Source organism: Simplicispira sp. (assembly GCF_028687295.1).
Lineage (GTDB): Bacteria > Pseudomonadota > Gammaproteobacteria > Burkholderiales > Burkholderiaceae_C > Simplicispira > Simplicispira metamorpha.
On sequence record NZ_JAQUAL010000069.1, the window covers coordinates 1,753 to 16,157 of the forward strand.

Sequence of the window (14,405 nt, forward strand, 5' to 3'; positions counted from 1 at the left end):
CCGCCGCCGCACGTGCCGTGGCGGCACTGCGCACCGCAGGCGCAGCCACGCTGACAGAGCCAGCGCCAGAAGCCAGCTTGAAGACGCTCACGGCCTTCATCAGGTGGCTGGCCTGCCCCTGCAGTGAATCGGCAGCAGCAGCTGCCTCTTCCACCAAGGCCGCGTTTTGCTGGGTAACCTGGTCCATCTGCGAAATGGCCTGGTTGACCTGCTCAATGCCCGTGGTCTGCTCCTGGCTGGCGGCAGAGATCTCGCCCATGATGTCCGTGACGCGGCGCACACTGCTGACGATTTCTTCCATGGTACGGCCCGCTTCACCCACCTGCTTGCTGCCCGCCTCGACCTGGCCCACGGACTCATCGATCAGCACCTTGATCTCTTTGGCCGCCGCAGCCGAACGCTGCGCCAGGGTTCTGACCTCGGCGGCCACCACGGCAAAACCCCGGCCTTGTTCGCCCGCACGCGCAGCCTCCACTGCCGCGTTCAGGGCCAGGATGTTGGTCTGGAAAGCGATGCCGTCGATCACACCGATGATGTCCACGATCTTGTGCGAAGACGTGCTGATGGCATCCATGGTGCCCACTACCTGCGCCACCACGCCGCCGCCCTTGACGGCCACGCCAGAGGCCATCACAGCCAGCTGGTTGGCGCGCTGGGCGTTGTCAGCGTTTTGCTTGACCGTCGAGGTCAGCTGTTCCATCGAAGCGGCCGTTTGCTGCAACGAGCTGGCCTGCTCTTCGGTGCGCGAGGACAAATCGCGGTTGCCCGAGGCAATCTGGGTGGTGGCCGTGGCCATGCTGTCGGTGCTGCTGCGCACGTCGGCCACCACGTTGGCCAGGCTGTCGTTCATGTGCTGCAGCGCCTGCATGAGCTGGCCGGTTTCATCCTGCGAGTTGACCGTGATGCGCGAAGACAGATCGCCCTCGGCCACGGTGCGGGCCACCTCCACAGCGTGCTTGATCGGCTGCGTGATGGTGTGGGTGATGTGCGCGGCAATGGCCAATCCCAGCACAATGGCCAAGCCCCCCAGGCCCAGCATCCAGTTGCGGGCGGATTCGTACTGTGCGCGCGCGTTCTTTTCTTCTTTTTGTGCCAGCTCCGTTTCCAGGGCAATCAGCTTGTCCAGCGCCCTGATCACCGCCTGAAAACTGGGCTGCACCTTGGTCAGCAAATGCACCGTGGCTTCATCCCTCAGGTTTTTCTGGGTCAGCTCAAACAGGTGGTCTGATTGGGGCGCCGCAGCAGCCAATGCGGTTTCCACCTCGGCCATCAAGACCTTGCCGCTCTCGGTCTGCACCCGCTGGGCCAAATCCGCTTTGGCCTGCGTGTACCTGGCGCGGGCAGCGGCCACCTGGTCCATGTGCTGCTGTATCTGGGCGGGGTCGGTCAATACCACGATGGTGCTTGCAGCGCCGTAAATGTCGCGGATGTTGTCCAACATGATATTGGTGGTGCCCTCTTTGGCATGGCTGGCAGAAATGGCATCCATGTTGGCCCTGGTGTTCACCAGCGCATTCAAGCCCATGGCCAGCACAGCCACCAGAAACAACAGCACTGCGGCAAAACCCACCCCCAGGCGGGTACCGATTTTCAAATTGAGAAATGACACCTGTGAAAACCTTTGTGTATGTTGGCGCCCCCATTGCGCCAAAAGCCACAAGCGCAACACAGGAAAACGGCCACGCGGACGACCAGAGAATTAAAAATTAAGGGAAAACCCTTGTCTGATTTTATGAATCAGTTGATTCAACACAAAAAGTTTTTATTTTTTTGCTGCAAATCCGCAACATACCGGGCTGCCACCCCACAATCCATTTTTGCTACTAAATAAATAGCAAATAGCGCTTTACCAGCGGGCGCCAGGGCCAATTTTCACGTCAAATTTCAGGAGATTCCCACCACTTCACCGTCTTCCTTGGTGAACGGACTGGGCAGGGGCTGGGGCAGCAGCGCCAGCACGGCCTCGCTGGGGCGGCACAGGCGCACGCCCTGGGGCGTGGCCACGATGGGCCGGTTCAGCAAGATGGGGTGCTGCGCGATGAAGTCCAGCAGTTCATCGGGCGTCCAGCGCGGGTTGCCCAGGTCCAGCTCGTCGTAGGGCGTGCCTTTTTGCCGCAGCACCTCGCGCACCGGGCAATCCATGCGCGCAATCAGTGCCTGCAACTCGGCGCGGCTGGGCGGGGTTTTCAGGTACTCGATCACGGTAGGCTCGATGCCGCAGTGGCGAATCAGCGCCAGCGTGTTGCGCGAGGTGCCGCATTTCGGGTTGTGGTAGATGGTGATGTCGTCGGTCATAGAGTCATCCAATCAAGGGTTGAGGGTCGATTTTTGCGGATTCCAGGCGTTGACCAAGGCCACCAGCGACAGCATCACCGGCACTTCTACCAGCACGCCCACCACGGTGGCCAGCGCCGCGCCCGAGTTCAGGCCGAACAGCGAAATCGCCACCGCCACCGCCAGTTCAAAGAAGTTGGACGTGCCGATCAGGCAGGCCGGCCCGGCCACGTTGTGCGGCAGCTTGAGCCAGCGCGCGCCCCACCAACTGATGAAAAAGATGCCATAGCTTTGCGCGATGAGCGGCACGGCAATCATGGCAATCACCAGCGGCTTGGCCACGATGGTGCCCGCCTGAAAACCAAACAGCAGCACCACCGTGGCAATCAGCCCCGTGATTGACCACGGCTTGATGCGCGCCACCACATCGGCCACCGCGTGGCTCGATCGCCGCTGCAACGCATGGCGCGTGGCCATGCCCGCCGCCAGCGGCAGCACCACGTACAGCACCGTGGAAAGCACCAGCGTCTGCCAGGGCACGGTCACGTTGGTCACGCCAAGCAAAAAGGCGGCAATGGGCGCAAACGCCACCACCATGATCAGATCGTTGACCGACACCTGCACCAGCGTGTAATTGGCATCGCCCTTGACCAGCTGGCTCCAGACAAACACCATGGCCGTACACGGCGCCACGCCCAGCAAAATCATGCCGGCGATGTACTCGCTGGCCGACTGCGGATCGACCCACGGCGCAAACACATACTGAAAAAACAGCACGGCCAACGCCGCCATGGTGAAGGGCTTGATGAGCCAGTTGACCACCAGCGTCAGCGCCAGCCCTTGCGGCTTTTTGCCCACGTCTTTGACGGCAGCCCAGTCGATCTGGATCATCATCGGGTAAATCATCACCCAGATGAACACGGCCACCACCAAGTTGACCTGGGCGTATTCCAGCGCCGCGATGGCCTGGAAGGCCCCCGGCACCCACAGGCCCAAGCCCACGCCCGCCAAAATCCCCAACCCGACCCACACGGTCAGGTAGCGTTCAAACAAACCCATATCAGACTCCGGAAGAAGAAATATCGGCACTGGCCAGCGCCAGCAGGCGCGGCACACCCACGGGCTCCTGTGCCAGCAGGGGCACTACGGCATAGCGCATGGCGTGCTGTGTGGCCACGGCGTCGATCTCGCGCAGCTCATTGCGCGCGCGCTGGCGCAGCAGTGGCGAACTGACGTGGGCCGCTGCCACGCTGTTATTGACGACCCAGGCCCAGGGCGCAATGCCCGCGCGGCGCAGGTCTTCTTGCAGGTGCGCCGCTTCCAGCACGGGCGTGGTTTCGGCCAGCGTGACCAACAACACCTTGGTTTGCTTCGGGTCTTGCAGCTGCATCATCGGCGTGGTGAAGTGAACGCCCGTGCTGCCCATCTGGCGCACGATGTCGCGGTGGTAGGCGCCCGTGGCGTCCAGCAGCAGCAGGGTGTGGCCGGTGGGCGCGGTGTCCATCACCACAAATTTCTTGCCCGCCTCGCGGATCACGCGCGAAAAAGCCTGGAACACGGCGATTTCTTCGGTGCAGGGCGAGCGCAGGTCTTCCTCCAGCAACGCCCGGCCCGCCGCATCAAGCTGGGCGCCCTTGCTGGCCAGTACTTTTTCGCGGTAGCGCTGGGTCACTTCATGGGGGTCGATGCGGCTCACGGTCAGGTGCTCCAGCGCACCACCCAGGGTTTCGACCAAATGCGCTGCCGGGTCTGAAGTAGTCAGGTGAACCGGCAGACCACGCTGCGCCAGCGCCACGGCCAGCGCAGCAGCCAGCGTGGTTTTGCCCACACCGCCCTTGCCCATCAGCATGACCAGGCCATGGCCGTCGGCGGCAATGGCGTCGACCAAATCAGACAAACGCGGCGCAGCAATGGCCGCCTGGGGCAAGGCATCGGCAGCAGCGGCCTGCGGGGTGGCCGGGGTGGCAGGCACCAGCAGTTGGCGCAAGGCATCGAGCCCGACCAGATTGAACGGCTTGAGCGCAATCACATCGGTGGGCAGCGCCTGCAAGGCAGCGGGCATGGCCGCCAGCATGGCCTGCTCGCGCTGGCAGATGGCAGCGGCCAGCGGGTCGTGCGCGGCCTCTTCGGGCGCCAACACCCCGTTGACCACCAGATGCTGCTGGCCCAGTCCAATGGCGTGCAGCTCGTCGTGGGTGCGGGCGGCTTCGCGCAGCGATGAGGGCTGTGCCCGCGCCACCAGTACGAGCCGGGTGCGCTCGCCATCGGCCAACGCGGCCACTGCGGCCTGGTATTGGCTGCGCTGCTTCTCCAGCCCGGCCAGCGGCCCCAGGCAAGACGCATCGCCCTTGCCGGCCTCTAAAAAACCGCTCCACGCGCCCGGCAGCTGCAACAGCCGGATGGTGTGGCCCGTGGGCGCGGTGTCGAACAGGATGTGGTCGTAGCGCGCATCCAGACTGCCATCGGTCAGCAGCGCGGTGAACTCGTCAAAGGCAGCAATCTCGGTGGTGCAGGCCCCCGAGAGCTGCTCTTCAATGCCTTTGACCACGTCGTCGGGCAGCACGCCGCGCACCGGGCCAACGATGCGGTCGCGGTAGCCCTGGGCGGCGGCCTGGGGATCAATCTCCAACGCCCACAGGCGGGGCACCTCGGGGATGGCTGTGATCTGGTTGCCAATGGGCAGGCCAAACACCTGCCCCACATTGGAGGCCGGGTCGGTGCTGACCAGCAGCACGCGCTGGCCCTGCGCCGCCAACTGCACCGCCGCAGCGCAGGCCAGCGAGGTTTTTCCCACGCCGCCCTTGCCGGTAAAAAACAAAAAACGCGGGGCGTTGTCGAGAAACTGCATGGGAAAGCCTTTCAAACAGTGCGATCTGGGTGCGCCGCGTCAGCAGCAGCGGCTGCCAGTGCTGCCAGTGCTGCCAGTGCTGCCACCACAGCAGCCGCCCGTGCGGGGCTCGGCAGCGGTTTCAGGGGGCGTGCAGCAAGCACCCACAGCAGGGGCTGCTGGAGCGGGTTCGGCCAATCCAGCCCAGCGCGCCAGCTGGGTACGGGTGGGGTAGCGCCCGGCCAAGGCCACTTCGCCATCGACCAGCGTCAGTGGCAAAGCCTCCTGGCCCGAGCGTTGCAGCATGGCCTTGACCTGGACGTTGTCAGCAAATGCCATGGGCTGCTGCGCCAGGTTAAAGCGCTCGATCTGGGCGCCGTTTTGGCGCGCCCAGTCCACATCAGCGGCAGCGTTGACCAACTGCTGGTCCACTTCGACGCCGCAAACGCCGGTGCTGCAACACAGGGCCGGATCAAAAATTTCAATGGTGGACATGGTGTGACCTTTCGGTGGAACAAAAAATGGAGGGGATGGCGCAGTAGCCCGGGCTACGGCGTGGCCAGGGTGCGAACCGTGTCTTGCAACAGCGCTTTGTGCAGTTTGTCGGTGGGCAGGCTCAGCAGCAGCTCCAGGCGCTTGCCCATGGCGTGCAGCGTTTGCCGAAAAGCGTCGCGCTGCTGCGCTTCGGACAAATTGCCCTCCGAGGGATCGGCATAGCCCCAGTGCGCCGTGGCCGGGTGGCCGGGCCAGACAGGGCACACCTCGCCCGCAGCGTTGTCACACACGGTGATCACCACGTCCATGTGCGGGGCGCCGGGGGCAGCAAACTCGTCCCAGCTTTTGCTGCGCAGTCCTTGCGTGGAGATGCCTGCATGGGCCAGCGTTTGCAGTGCCAGGGGGTGGGGCTGCTGGTGCTCACGCGGACTGCTGCCTGCGGAATACGCGCGAAAACGCGGCACCTCTTCCTGAGCGGCCAGGTGGTTCAACAAGGCCTCGGCCAGGATGCTGCGGGCCGCGTTGTGGGTGCAAAGAAACAGAACGTTGAGCATGGTGCCAGTCCGTTGGGGGGAGTAAGAAATGGGGTGTTGTGGCGAACTCAGGCGCCGGTACAAGCCACCGGGGCATCACTGCCCAGGCACAGGCTGGGGTTGCCAGCACAGCACTCTGCGGTGAGGTAGGCGATCAGCTCGGTCATCAGGGCGATGTTGGCGCGGTAGCGCTGGTAGCGCCCCTCTTGCACCACGGTGAGCAAACCCGCCTGCGTCAGCGCCTTCAGGTGAAACGACAAATTGGTGGGCGGAAGCTCCAGTTCCGCCGCAATCTCGCCCGCCACCAGGCCCTCGGGGCCTTGGCGCACCAGCAGGCGAAACACATCCAGGCGCACGCCTGAAGCCAGCGACTCAAACACAGTGGTAGCAGTGGTTTTTTCCATTCAGCAATTATTCAACAATAGTTGAAATATTGCAATAAAGAATCTACTGCGGCCGCGCAGCGCCCATTCGCCGGGCGTTTACCAGGCGTCTTCGGGTTCGGGGCGGGCCAGCCAGTCGATGGGGTCTTGCTGCAACACCATGTCGATGTCCAGCCCCAGCACCAGCCCGACTTCGCCGGGAAACGTCACCGCCATCTCCTTGTCGCCCCAACCGGCCTCGCGCGCACGGGCCCGCCACGAGGCCAGGTGCAGCACGCCTGCCAAAGGCTCGTAGGCGTGGTTGTCAAAAGGGGCGTGCTGGTGGTGCAGCGCGTCCACCACCGCCTGGGGCAAATGCCAGCGCCGGGCCAGGGCCGCGCTGACGGTGCCGTAGCCAAAGCCAAAAATGCGCTGCTCCACCTTGCCACGGCGCACGTCCAGCGGGGATACCAGTGTGTTGAGCGACTGCACCTTGTCCGGGTGCGCCAGGTGGATGATCAGCTCGCCCAGCGCGTGCAGCAGGCCTGCGGTGTAGGCCGCCACCTGGCTTTGCTGCACGCTGCCCGCCAGGGATCGGGCCAGCTTGGCGGTGTTGCGGCTGTAGCGCCAAAACTGCTGCATGTTCATGCCCGGCACCGAGCGCGAGGTGGTGCCCAGCGGCGCGCTGCGCACCAGCGCACGCAGCTGCGCCACGTCCAGCAGCGCCAGCGCCTCGGAGATACCGGCGATCTGGCCCGAGAGGGCAAAGCCATCACCATTGGCCTGCTCCAGCAGGCGCGCCGCCAGCGCCGGGTCGGTGCCAAACAGCTGGTTGGCACGGCGCAGATTGGGCTCGTCGTGCGCCAGCTCGTTCATCAGCAATGCCACCGCGCGCGGCTGGCTGGGCAGCGCAAGGGGCGTGGCCAACAGGGCGTTCAGATCCATGGGGACGTGAGTTTGTAAAACGAAATTTCTAACAACTAGCCAAGAGCCAGGCCAGCATGATTAGCCACTTTCTGGGCCAATTGAGAAAAGTCGTCGTAGCAGGCACGCACGGCCTCAATGTGGGAACCAATAGCACCGTCAGCAGCGCGCAAGGCGAACATGGGTTTGCGCGCATCCATGGCCATGGGCATCAGGCTGCGGTAGTGTTTGAGCAAGGCCAGAGCGTAAGGGTCTGACGAAGGCCTGGGTACTTTGGACGCAGACTCATTCAGTACAGCCTCCCGATATACCGATGGAATGCGATCAACCCAACGCTGATAAGACTTGACGGGCCGACTCTCCCGGATACCGTGCTGGCTCACCACGTAGCCAATGGGTTGCATTTGGCCTGTTGGCGTCGCTAGGCCCACAGGTGCCTTTGGTACCAGCTCTTTCCAAGTTTGCCGCCATTCGCGAAGGGTTGGCCCGAGGTTTTTCAGCCCTTGCAACGAAAACAAGTCTGCTCCCAATGGCACGACTACTTGGTCTGATGCAATCAGTGCTGCGCGGTTGATGGCACCGAGATTGGGGCCAACGTCAATCAAAGCAATGTCAGCCCCCCACTGCGCCCCTTGCAAAACCATTCGATGGAATGCAGTCATAGTGCGAAAGGCTGCCTCGTCGCGGTTGTGGCAGCGCGGCCATGCATCAGAGAGCTTGTCTTCAAAGCGTGATAAACCCAAGTCACCCGGTATGAGCCCCAGTGTGGGTGCCAGTTTTTCAACGTGAGGCATTGCAATATCACCAATGCCACGCAATATCGGCTGTATGGAGCCGTATACCGTTTCCGGGTGCTCACCATCGGGCCAAAGTTCTTCGAGCCGTTCCTCGTCCAGAAACATGGAGGTAAGGTTAGCTTGTGGATCCAGATCCACCGCCAGCACGTTGACGCCACGCTCGGCAAACATCCACGCCAAGTGATAGATAAGCGAAGTTTTGCCCACGCCACCTTTGTTGTTGAAAAAGGCAACGCTTTTCATGAGGATCTCCTGCGGATGGTGACGAGGAACACTTTGTCGTCAATCTCAAATTCGGCAGGTGGATTGCCGTTGGCTGCCAAGAGATCTTGTGCCCGCTGAATCCCGTAGCCGTAACGGTTGACATAGTTCATCGACTTCATGGCTTCAGCCAACACAGGGTTGCGGTAGCTGTTGCGCCGCGTCAAGGTTGCGGGGGTCACTTCGCCATAAAGGCCGCCTGCACTTTGGATCTCGATGCGGTCAGCAAACCAGTAAAAACGCACAGGGGTGTTGGACTGGTAGTCGCGGTGGATGATGGCGTTGTGAAACAACTCGCGCAATGCCCACTCAGGGTAATCAGCCCCAGAGCGATCTTGAAACCCTTCTCCTTGCAAGGAGCGAACCGGGTTGTAAGCCATGATTTTTTGCCGCATGGTTTCCACCACGGTGCGCAAGTCTCCGGAAACCTCGCTTTCATCGTCTGGGCGCTCCGTCATTCCATGGCCAGGAAATTTCAAGAACTGGACGTAAGCACCGGGCAAAAAATAGCGCGCATTGGAGCCAAACAGCAAGAGCCCTGCCACCGTGGGCCTGCCAGCGGTGAGGTCGTAGCAGCGCAGCGACGCCAACTTCTCCTCCGTGGTGCGGTGGTTGGCTGCAATGGTGTCGGAATCGACGGTTTGCATTCGATATTCATCGAACAACCGCATCGTCAGGTCGGTCAGCGTCGCTTCAGGTACCGGGTGGGCATCGAAGGTGGTAACCAGGCTGGCCCGGCGCTCCGAAAGAATGCGCTCTTCCTGTTCGTTGGCAATACTTTTACGTGGCCCAGTACGAATATAAACGCGGCCTTTGTAGCGAATAGGTGGAACCGTGGAGGGCTGCACAATCACCACTGCAACGTCTCCGGTGGACAGCACCACTTTTTCGACGGTCATGGCTGGCGGTGGAAGCACATTGCCATCTGCGCGGATGGCAGCCAGATTGCGCAATAACTCGTCGGTCACGTCCAAACCACAAGGGGTGCCATCGTCGTTTGCACCCACGATGAGGTACCCAGGCTGCCGGTGGCCTGGATAGTCGTTGCCGAACGCACAAATGGCCTGGGCGAACTTGTCGGTGTTGCTGGTCGAGGTAGTGCGTTCGATGCAGTCCGATTCCAAATCGGTCAGTAGCGCTTGTACAAATTCTGGCGTCAACATCAATAGGCCTTTTTTCGGGCGCGCTCAGCGCCCCTTGGTTTGCAATTTGGCAAACGCAGCGGCCATGCTCGAAGCCACGGGTGCCTCGGGCGTGCGGCGCGGCGCTTGCTGGCTGCGGCCTGCGCCTTCAAAGCGGTTGTCGCGCGGGCCGTCACGCCGGGCCGGGGCGGCGTCGAGCTTCATGGTCAGGCTGATGCGTTTGCGCGGCACATCCACCTCCAGCACCTTCACTTTGACGATGTCGCCAGTCTTGACCACCTCGCGCGCGTCGCTGACAAACTTGTGCGCCAGCTGGCTCACGTGTACCAGCCCGTCCTGGTGTACGCCCAGGTCAATGAAGGCGCCAAACTGCGCCACGTTGCTCACCGTGCCCTCCAGCACCATGCCTTCCTTCAGGTCTTTGATGTCTTGCACGCTGTCGTTGAAGCGCGCCACCTTGAAGTCGGGGCGCGGGTCACGGCCCGGCTTTTCCAGTTCGGCCAGGATGTCCTGGACAGTGATGACGCCAAATTTCTCGTTGGCAAACAGCGCCGGTTGCAGGGTTTTGAGCATGTCGGCGCGGCCCATCAGCTCGGCCACAGGCTTGCCGGTTTTGGCGATGATTTGCTCCACCACCGGGTAGGTTTCGGGGTGAACGCCGGTCATGTCCAGCGGGTTGTCGCCGCCCCGGATGCGCAAGAAACCAGCGCTTTGCTCAAAGGTTTTGGCGCCCAGGCCCGCCACTTCCAGCAGCTGCTTGCGGGTTTTGAAGGCACCGTTGGCTTCGCGCCAGCGCACCACCGCCTTGGCCACGCTGCCCGAGAGGCCCGACACGCGCGAGAGCAGCGGCACGCTGGCCGTGTTCAAGTCCACGCCCACGGAGTTCACGCAGTCTTCCACCACCGTGCCCAGCGTGCGCGCCAGTTCGCTCTGGTTCACGTCGTGCTGGTACTGGCCCACGCCGATGCTCTTGGGGTCGATCTTCACCAGCTCGGCCAGCGGGTCTTGCAGGCGCCGGGCAATGCTGGCGGCGCCGCGCAGGCTCACGTCCACATCGGGCATCTCCTGGCTGGCGTATTCGCTGGCGCTGTACACGGAGGCACCGGCCTCGCTGACCACTATCTTTTCGATAGCTTCTCGCGCTTGATCCGCGTGGCTTTCCGCCGCTTTTGCCATTAATTTGATGAGGTCAGCGGCGAGTTTGTCGGTTTCGCGGCTGGCGGTGCCGTTGCCGATGGCAATCAGGTTGACGCCGTGCTTGTCGCACAGCTTGGCCAGTGTGTGCAGGGCGCCGTCCCAGTCCTTGCGCGGCTCGTGCGGATAAACGGTGGCGGTGTCCACCAGCTTGCCGGTAGCGTCCACCACGGCCACTTTCACGCCGGTGCGGATGCCGGGGTCCAGCCCCATCACCACGCGCGGGCCTGCCGGGGCGGCCAGCAGCAAATCGCGCAGGTTGTCGGCAAACACCTTGATGGCGACTTTTTCCGCCTCTTCGCGCAGGCGGGCGAACAGGTCGCGCTCGGTGGACAGGCTGAGCTTGACGCGCCACGTCCAGGCCACGCATTTGCGGATCAGGTCGTCGGCGGCGCGGCCCGCGTGGCTCCAGCCCAGGTGCAGGGCGATCTTGCCCTCGGCGATGCTGGGCTGGCCGGGTTCGGGCTCGACGGGCAGCACCAGCTTGGCATCCAGCATCTCCAGTGCGCGGCCCCGGAACACGGCCAGCGCCCGGTGCGAGGGCACGCGGCCAATGGGTTCGTCGTAGTCAAAGTAATCACGGAACTTGGCCACTTCAGGGTCGGCTTCGTTTTTGCTTTCCACCTTTTTGCTGCGCAGCAAGCCCTCAGCCCACAGCCACTCGCGCAAGGATTGCACCAGCACGGCGTCTTCGGCCCAGCGCTCGGAGAGGATGTCGCGCACACCGTCGAGCACCGCCGCCACGGTGGAGAAATCCGGCCCCGGTTTGCCGTCATCCAGCACCTCGGGCGGGCGCAAAAAGGCCACGGCTTCGGTGGCGGGCACCAGCGTGGGGTCGGCAAACAGCTTGTCGGCCAGCGGCTCGATACCAGCCTCGCGGGCGATCTGGCCTTTGGTGCGGCGCTTTTGCTTGAAGGGCAGGTAGATGTCCTCCAGCTCTTGCTTGGTGGCAGCGGCAGCGATGGCTGCGCGCAGCACGTCGGTGAGCTTGCCCTGCTCGTCGATGGCTTTGAGCACGGCCACGCGCCGGTCTTGCAGCTCGCGCAGGTACGACAGGCGCGCCTCGACTTCGCGCAGCTGGATGTCGTCCAGCCCTTGGGTGGCTTCCTTGCGGTAGCGGGCGATGAAGGGAACGGTGGCGCCGCTGTCGAGCAGCTCCACGGCGGCCTGCACCTGCTGCGCGCTGACGCGGATTTCTGCGGCAATCTGTCCGATGATTTTTTGCATTGCTCTGGTGCCCCACGGCACATGGTCAGGAGAAGCGGGCAAGTTTGCCACAGGCAGGGTGGCAAACAGCCCGCACAGGGCCGTTGCCAGCACCCCAAAACACTACTTTTTTGATAGCTTATAGCGCACTACTGGCGGGCTTTAGCGCCTGTTTTGGCTCAAATTGTCAGTCACGGTGAATGCCCTGGGCTGGCGCTGTCGGCGCAAGGCAGCACGATGCGCACGCAGGTGCCGCCGCGCTGCGGGCGCAGCAGATGCAGGCGGCCCCGGGCCAGTTTTGCGCGCTCTTGCATGCCCGTCAGCCCCCTGCCCCAGGAACTCCACGCCAGTTCGGTGGGCAAGCCCGTGCCGTTGTCGCTGATGTCCAGCTGCCAATGGCCCCTGTCGGGCACATGCACCATGCGCACCTGCACCTGCGTGGCACCGGAATGTTGCAGCACATTGCTCAGCGCCTCCTGGGCAATGCACGCCAGGTGTGCGGCGCGCTCACCGCCGGGCGGCGTGGCATCGCTTGGGCAGTCCACGTCCCACACCACCTGTATGCCCTGGCGCTCCAGCACGGGCTGCATGCGGTGGCGCAGGCGCGCCAGGCGCTCGGGGAGCGATTCGTCGTTGCCGTCCATGGAATCGACCACCAGACGCAAGTCCAGCAGGCACTGCTCCAGCGCCCGCAGGGCCTGCGCCTGGGCAGGCACGGCAGCGTCCAGCAAGGCCATGGCGCCGACCAGTTGTGAGCCCACGTGGTCGTGCAAATCGCGCGCGATGCGCTTGCGCTCGGCTTGCAGCTCAGGGCTGGGGCGCACGCTGCGGCGTGGTTGCCACTGCAAAGCCCGGGGCAGGTGCATCCACAAGAGTGCGCCCAGGCTGACGGTCAGCGCTATCTCGATGATGGAGAGGTAGCGCAGGCTGGGCGTGCTCTGCGACCAGCACCGCCACACGATGACCAGGGTCAACAGGCACAGGGCGCTCCAGATGGCCACGCTGGCCAGCGCAAAACGGGGTGGGTGGGTGCGAAACATGGCAACAAACCATGCGACGGGGTTAAAAAAGGCCCCGGAGTGATGCAAATCGCACCGCCTGGGCCCGTGTCCGCACCTGCAGCTTGCGGTAAATGTTTCTGACGTGGGTGTTCACGGTCATGGTGCTGATGAGCAAACGGGTGCCAATTTCGGTACTGGTGTAACCGCTGGCCACCATGCGCAGCACTTCTTTTTCGCGGGCGGACAGGCGCTCGGCCTCGTCGGGCGCTCGGCGCTTGGCGGTGTGGCCGTTGGCTTGCTCAAAGCGCTGCAACAAGCGCCGCGCCAGCAGGGGCGTGATGGAGGCACCCCCATTGGCCACTTGCAGCACGGCCTGCGCATAGTTGCCAAACCAGGAGTTCTTGACCCAAAAGCCCACTGCACCCAGCTCAAAGGCGCGCAGCACTTTTTCGTCGTTTTCCATGATGGACACCACCACGGCCTCTGCCGACGGGCGGGCGGTTTTCATGTAGTCCAGCAGCTCCAGGCCCTCGCCGTCGCCCAGGTTCAAGTCCACCAGCATCACGTCAAACTCGTGCTGTTTGATGGCTTTGCGGCCCTCGCGCACGCTGGCGGCCTGGGCCACTACCAAGGTACGCGGGTCGGCCATCAGGTCTTGCGCAATGATTCTGCGGATATGGGCATCGTCGTCCACCAGCAACACACGCACCGGGCGCTCGGCCTGCCCCGTCAGGAAGTCAGGCCACACCGAGGGCGGGTGGGAATACATGCCGAAGTGACCTTCTTCTCCCAGGCCCCGTGCCTGCGGTGCGCAGATGGGCTCTGCCGTGACCTGTGCGCTTTCATTTCTGACCATACATCCTCCAGTGGTGCCGAAATACACAACTCTCAGGGGGCATGCGGCACACATGCACGATGGGGGCGGCTTGACCGCTGGATGCCACACTAAAAGAAACAGCAGCAAACATCCACACCGTTCGGTAGCGATTTGCAAGCGTTGCAATGCTTACAAAATGACACTACCACTGAATCGCCCGTATTCCTAGCGCAGCTTGTGCACCAGTCTGGCACCCCGCTGCACTCTGGCCGGATGGCCCACCCCGCCAGCACCTCACACGATGGGGCTAGCGCGCACTAGGTATGTGCAGCGCGCCGCAACAGACAGACACTGAACCCAGACAGAACGCCAACAGGCCCTGACCGGCAACCCCGGCACAGTGTTCCAGCCAGCGTCCTGTCAAGGTCGGCCGCCTTCGCAGATTCGCTGCGGAAGCTGCCAGTGTTGAGTCCACATCTTGAAGGAACAGTCATGAAATCCCTTGCTTTCATCGCCCTCAGTGTTATCGCTTCCGCCGCTATGGCAACCGGCCCTGCCCCGTCTCCCTCGTC

The 14,405-nt window shown here is 63.0% G+C and carries 13 protein-coding genes; all 13 read right to left on the minus strand.

Translation table 11 applies throughout. The features are described from left to right. On the minus strand, positions 1-1,609 hold a 1,609-nt coding region (locus tag PHX69_RS09360; RefSeq protein ID WP_288043461.1), incomplete at its 3' end, for a methyl-accepting chemotaxis protein. A gap of 275 nt (positions 1,610-1,884) precedes the next feature. Then, on the minus strand, positions 1,885-2,295 hold the full coding sequence (gene arsC, locus PHX69_RS09365; protein ID WP_288043462.1) for an arsenate reductase (glutaredoxin): 411 nt from the start codon (positions 2,293-2,295) through the stop codon (positions 1,885-1,887). 12 nt (positions 2,296-2,307) lie between these two features. Further along, positions 2,308-3,333, minus strand: a complete 1,026-nt coding sequence (gene arsB / locus PHX69_RS09370; RefSeq protein ID WP_288043463.1) for an ACR3 family arsenite efflux transporter — start codon at positions 3,331-3,333, stop codon at positions 2,308-2,310. Between the two features lies 1 nt (position 3,334). Next, the gene (gene arsA, locus PHX69_RS09375; protein WP_288043464.1) at positions 3,335-5,122 is read right to left on the minus strand and encodes an arsenical pump-driving ATPase; all 1,788 of its coding nucleotides are present in this window, start codon (positions 5,120-5,122) and stop codon (positions 3,335-3,337) included. Positions 5,123-5,161: 39 nt separating this feature from the next. Next, the gene (gene arsD, locus PHX69_RS09380) at positions 5,162-5,596 is read right to left on the minus strand and encodes an arsenite efflux transporter metallochaperone ArsD (protein WP_288043465.1); all 435 of its coding nucleotides are present in this window, start codon (positions 5,594-5,596) and stop codon (positions 5,162-5,164) included. 53 nt (positions 5,597-5,649) lie between these two features. Beyond that, positions 5,650-6,150 (minus strand): arsenate reductase ArsC, encoded by a 501-nt coding sequence (locus PHX69_RS09385; protein WP_288043466.1) that lies wholly within the window; start codon positions 6,148-6,150, stop codon positions 5,650-5,652. Positions 6,151-6,197: 47 nt separating this feature from the next. Then, the gene (locus tag PHX69_RS09390; protein ID WP_119014231.1) at positions 6,198-6,533 is read right to left on the minus strand and encodes an ArsR/SmtB family transcription factor; all 336 of its coding nucleotides are present in this window, start codon (positions 6,531-6,533) and stop codon (positions 6,198-6,200) included. 78 nt (positions 6,534-6,611) lie between these two features. After that, the gene (locus tag PHX69_RS09395; protein ID WP_119014230.1) at positions 6,612-7,436 is read right to left on the minus strand and encodes an HDOD domain-containing protein; all 825 of its coding nucleotides are present in this window, start codon (positions 7,434-7,436) and stop codon (positions 6,612-6,614) included. A 35-nt stretch (positions 7,437-7,471) separates the two neighbouring features. Continuing rightward, positions 7,472-8,455 (minus strand): ParA family protein, encoded by a 984-nt coding sequence (locus PHX69_RS09400; protein WP_288043467.1) that lies wholly within the window; start codon positions 8,453-8,455, stop codon positions 7,472-7,474. Next, positions 8,452-9,636 carry an ATP-binding protein gene (locus PHX69_RS09405; protein ID WP_288043468.1) on the minus strand — a complete coding sequence of 395 codons (1,185 nt, stop codon included), beginning with the start codon at positions 9,634-9,636 and terminating at the stop codon, positions 8,452-8,454. The genes PHX69_RS09400 and PHX69_RS09405 overlap by 4 nt, the downstream gene beginning before the upstream one ends. A 24-nt stretch (positions 9,637-9,660) precedes the next feature. Beyond that, on the minus strand, positions 9,661-12,036 hold the full coding sequence (locus PHX69_RS09410; RefSeq protein ID WP_288043469.1) for a Tex family protein: 2,376 nt from the start codon (positions 12,034-12,036) through the stop codon (positions 9,661-9,663). Between the two features lie 170 nt (positions 12,037-12,206). Further along, positions 12,207-13,055, minus strand: a complete 849-nt coding sequence (locus PHX69_RS09415; protein WP_288043470.1) for a sensor histidine kinase — start codon at positions 13,053-13,055, stop codon at positions 12,207-12,209. A gap of 22 nt (positions 13,056-13,077) precedes the next feature. Beyond that, positions 13,078-13,785, minus strand: a complete 708-nt coding sequence (locus PHX69_RS09420; RefSeq protein WP_119014266.1) for a LuxR C-terminal-related transcriptional regulator — start codon at positions 13,783-13,785, stop codon at positions 13,078-13,080. Positions 13,786-14,405: the final 620 nt, after the last annotated feature.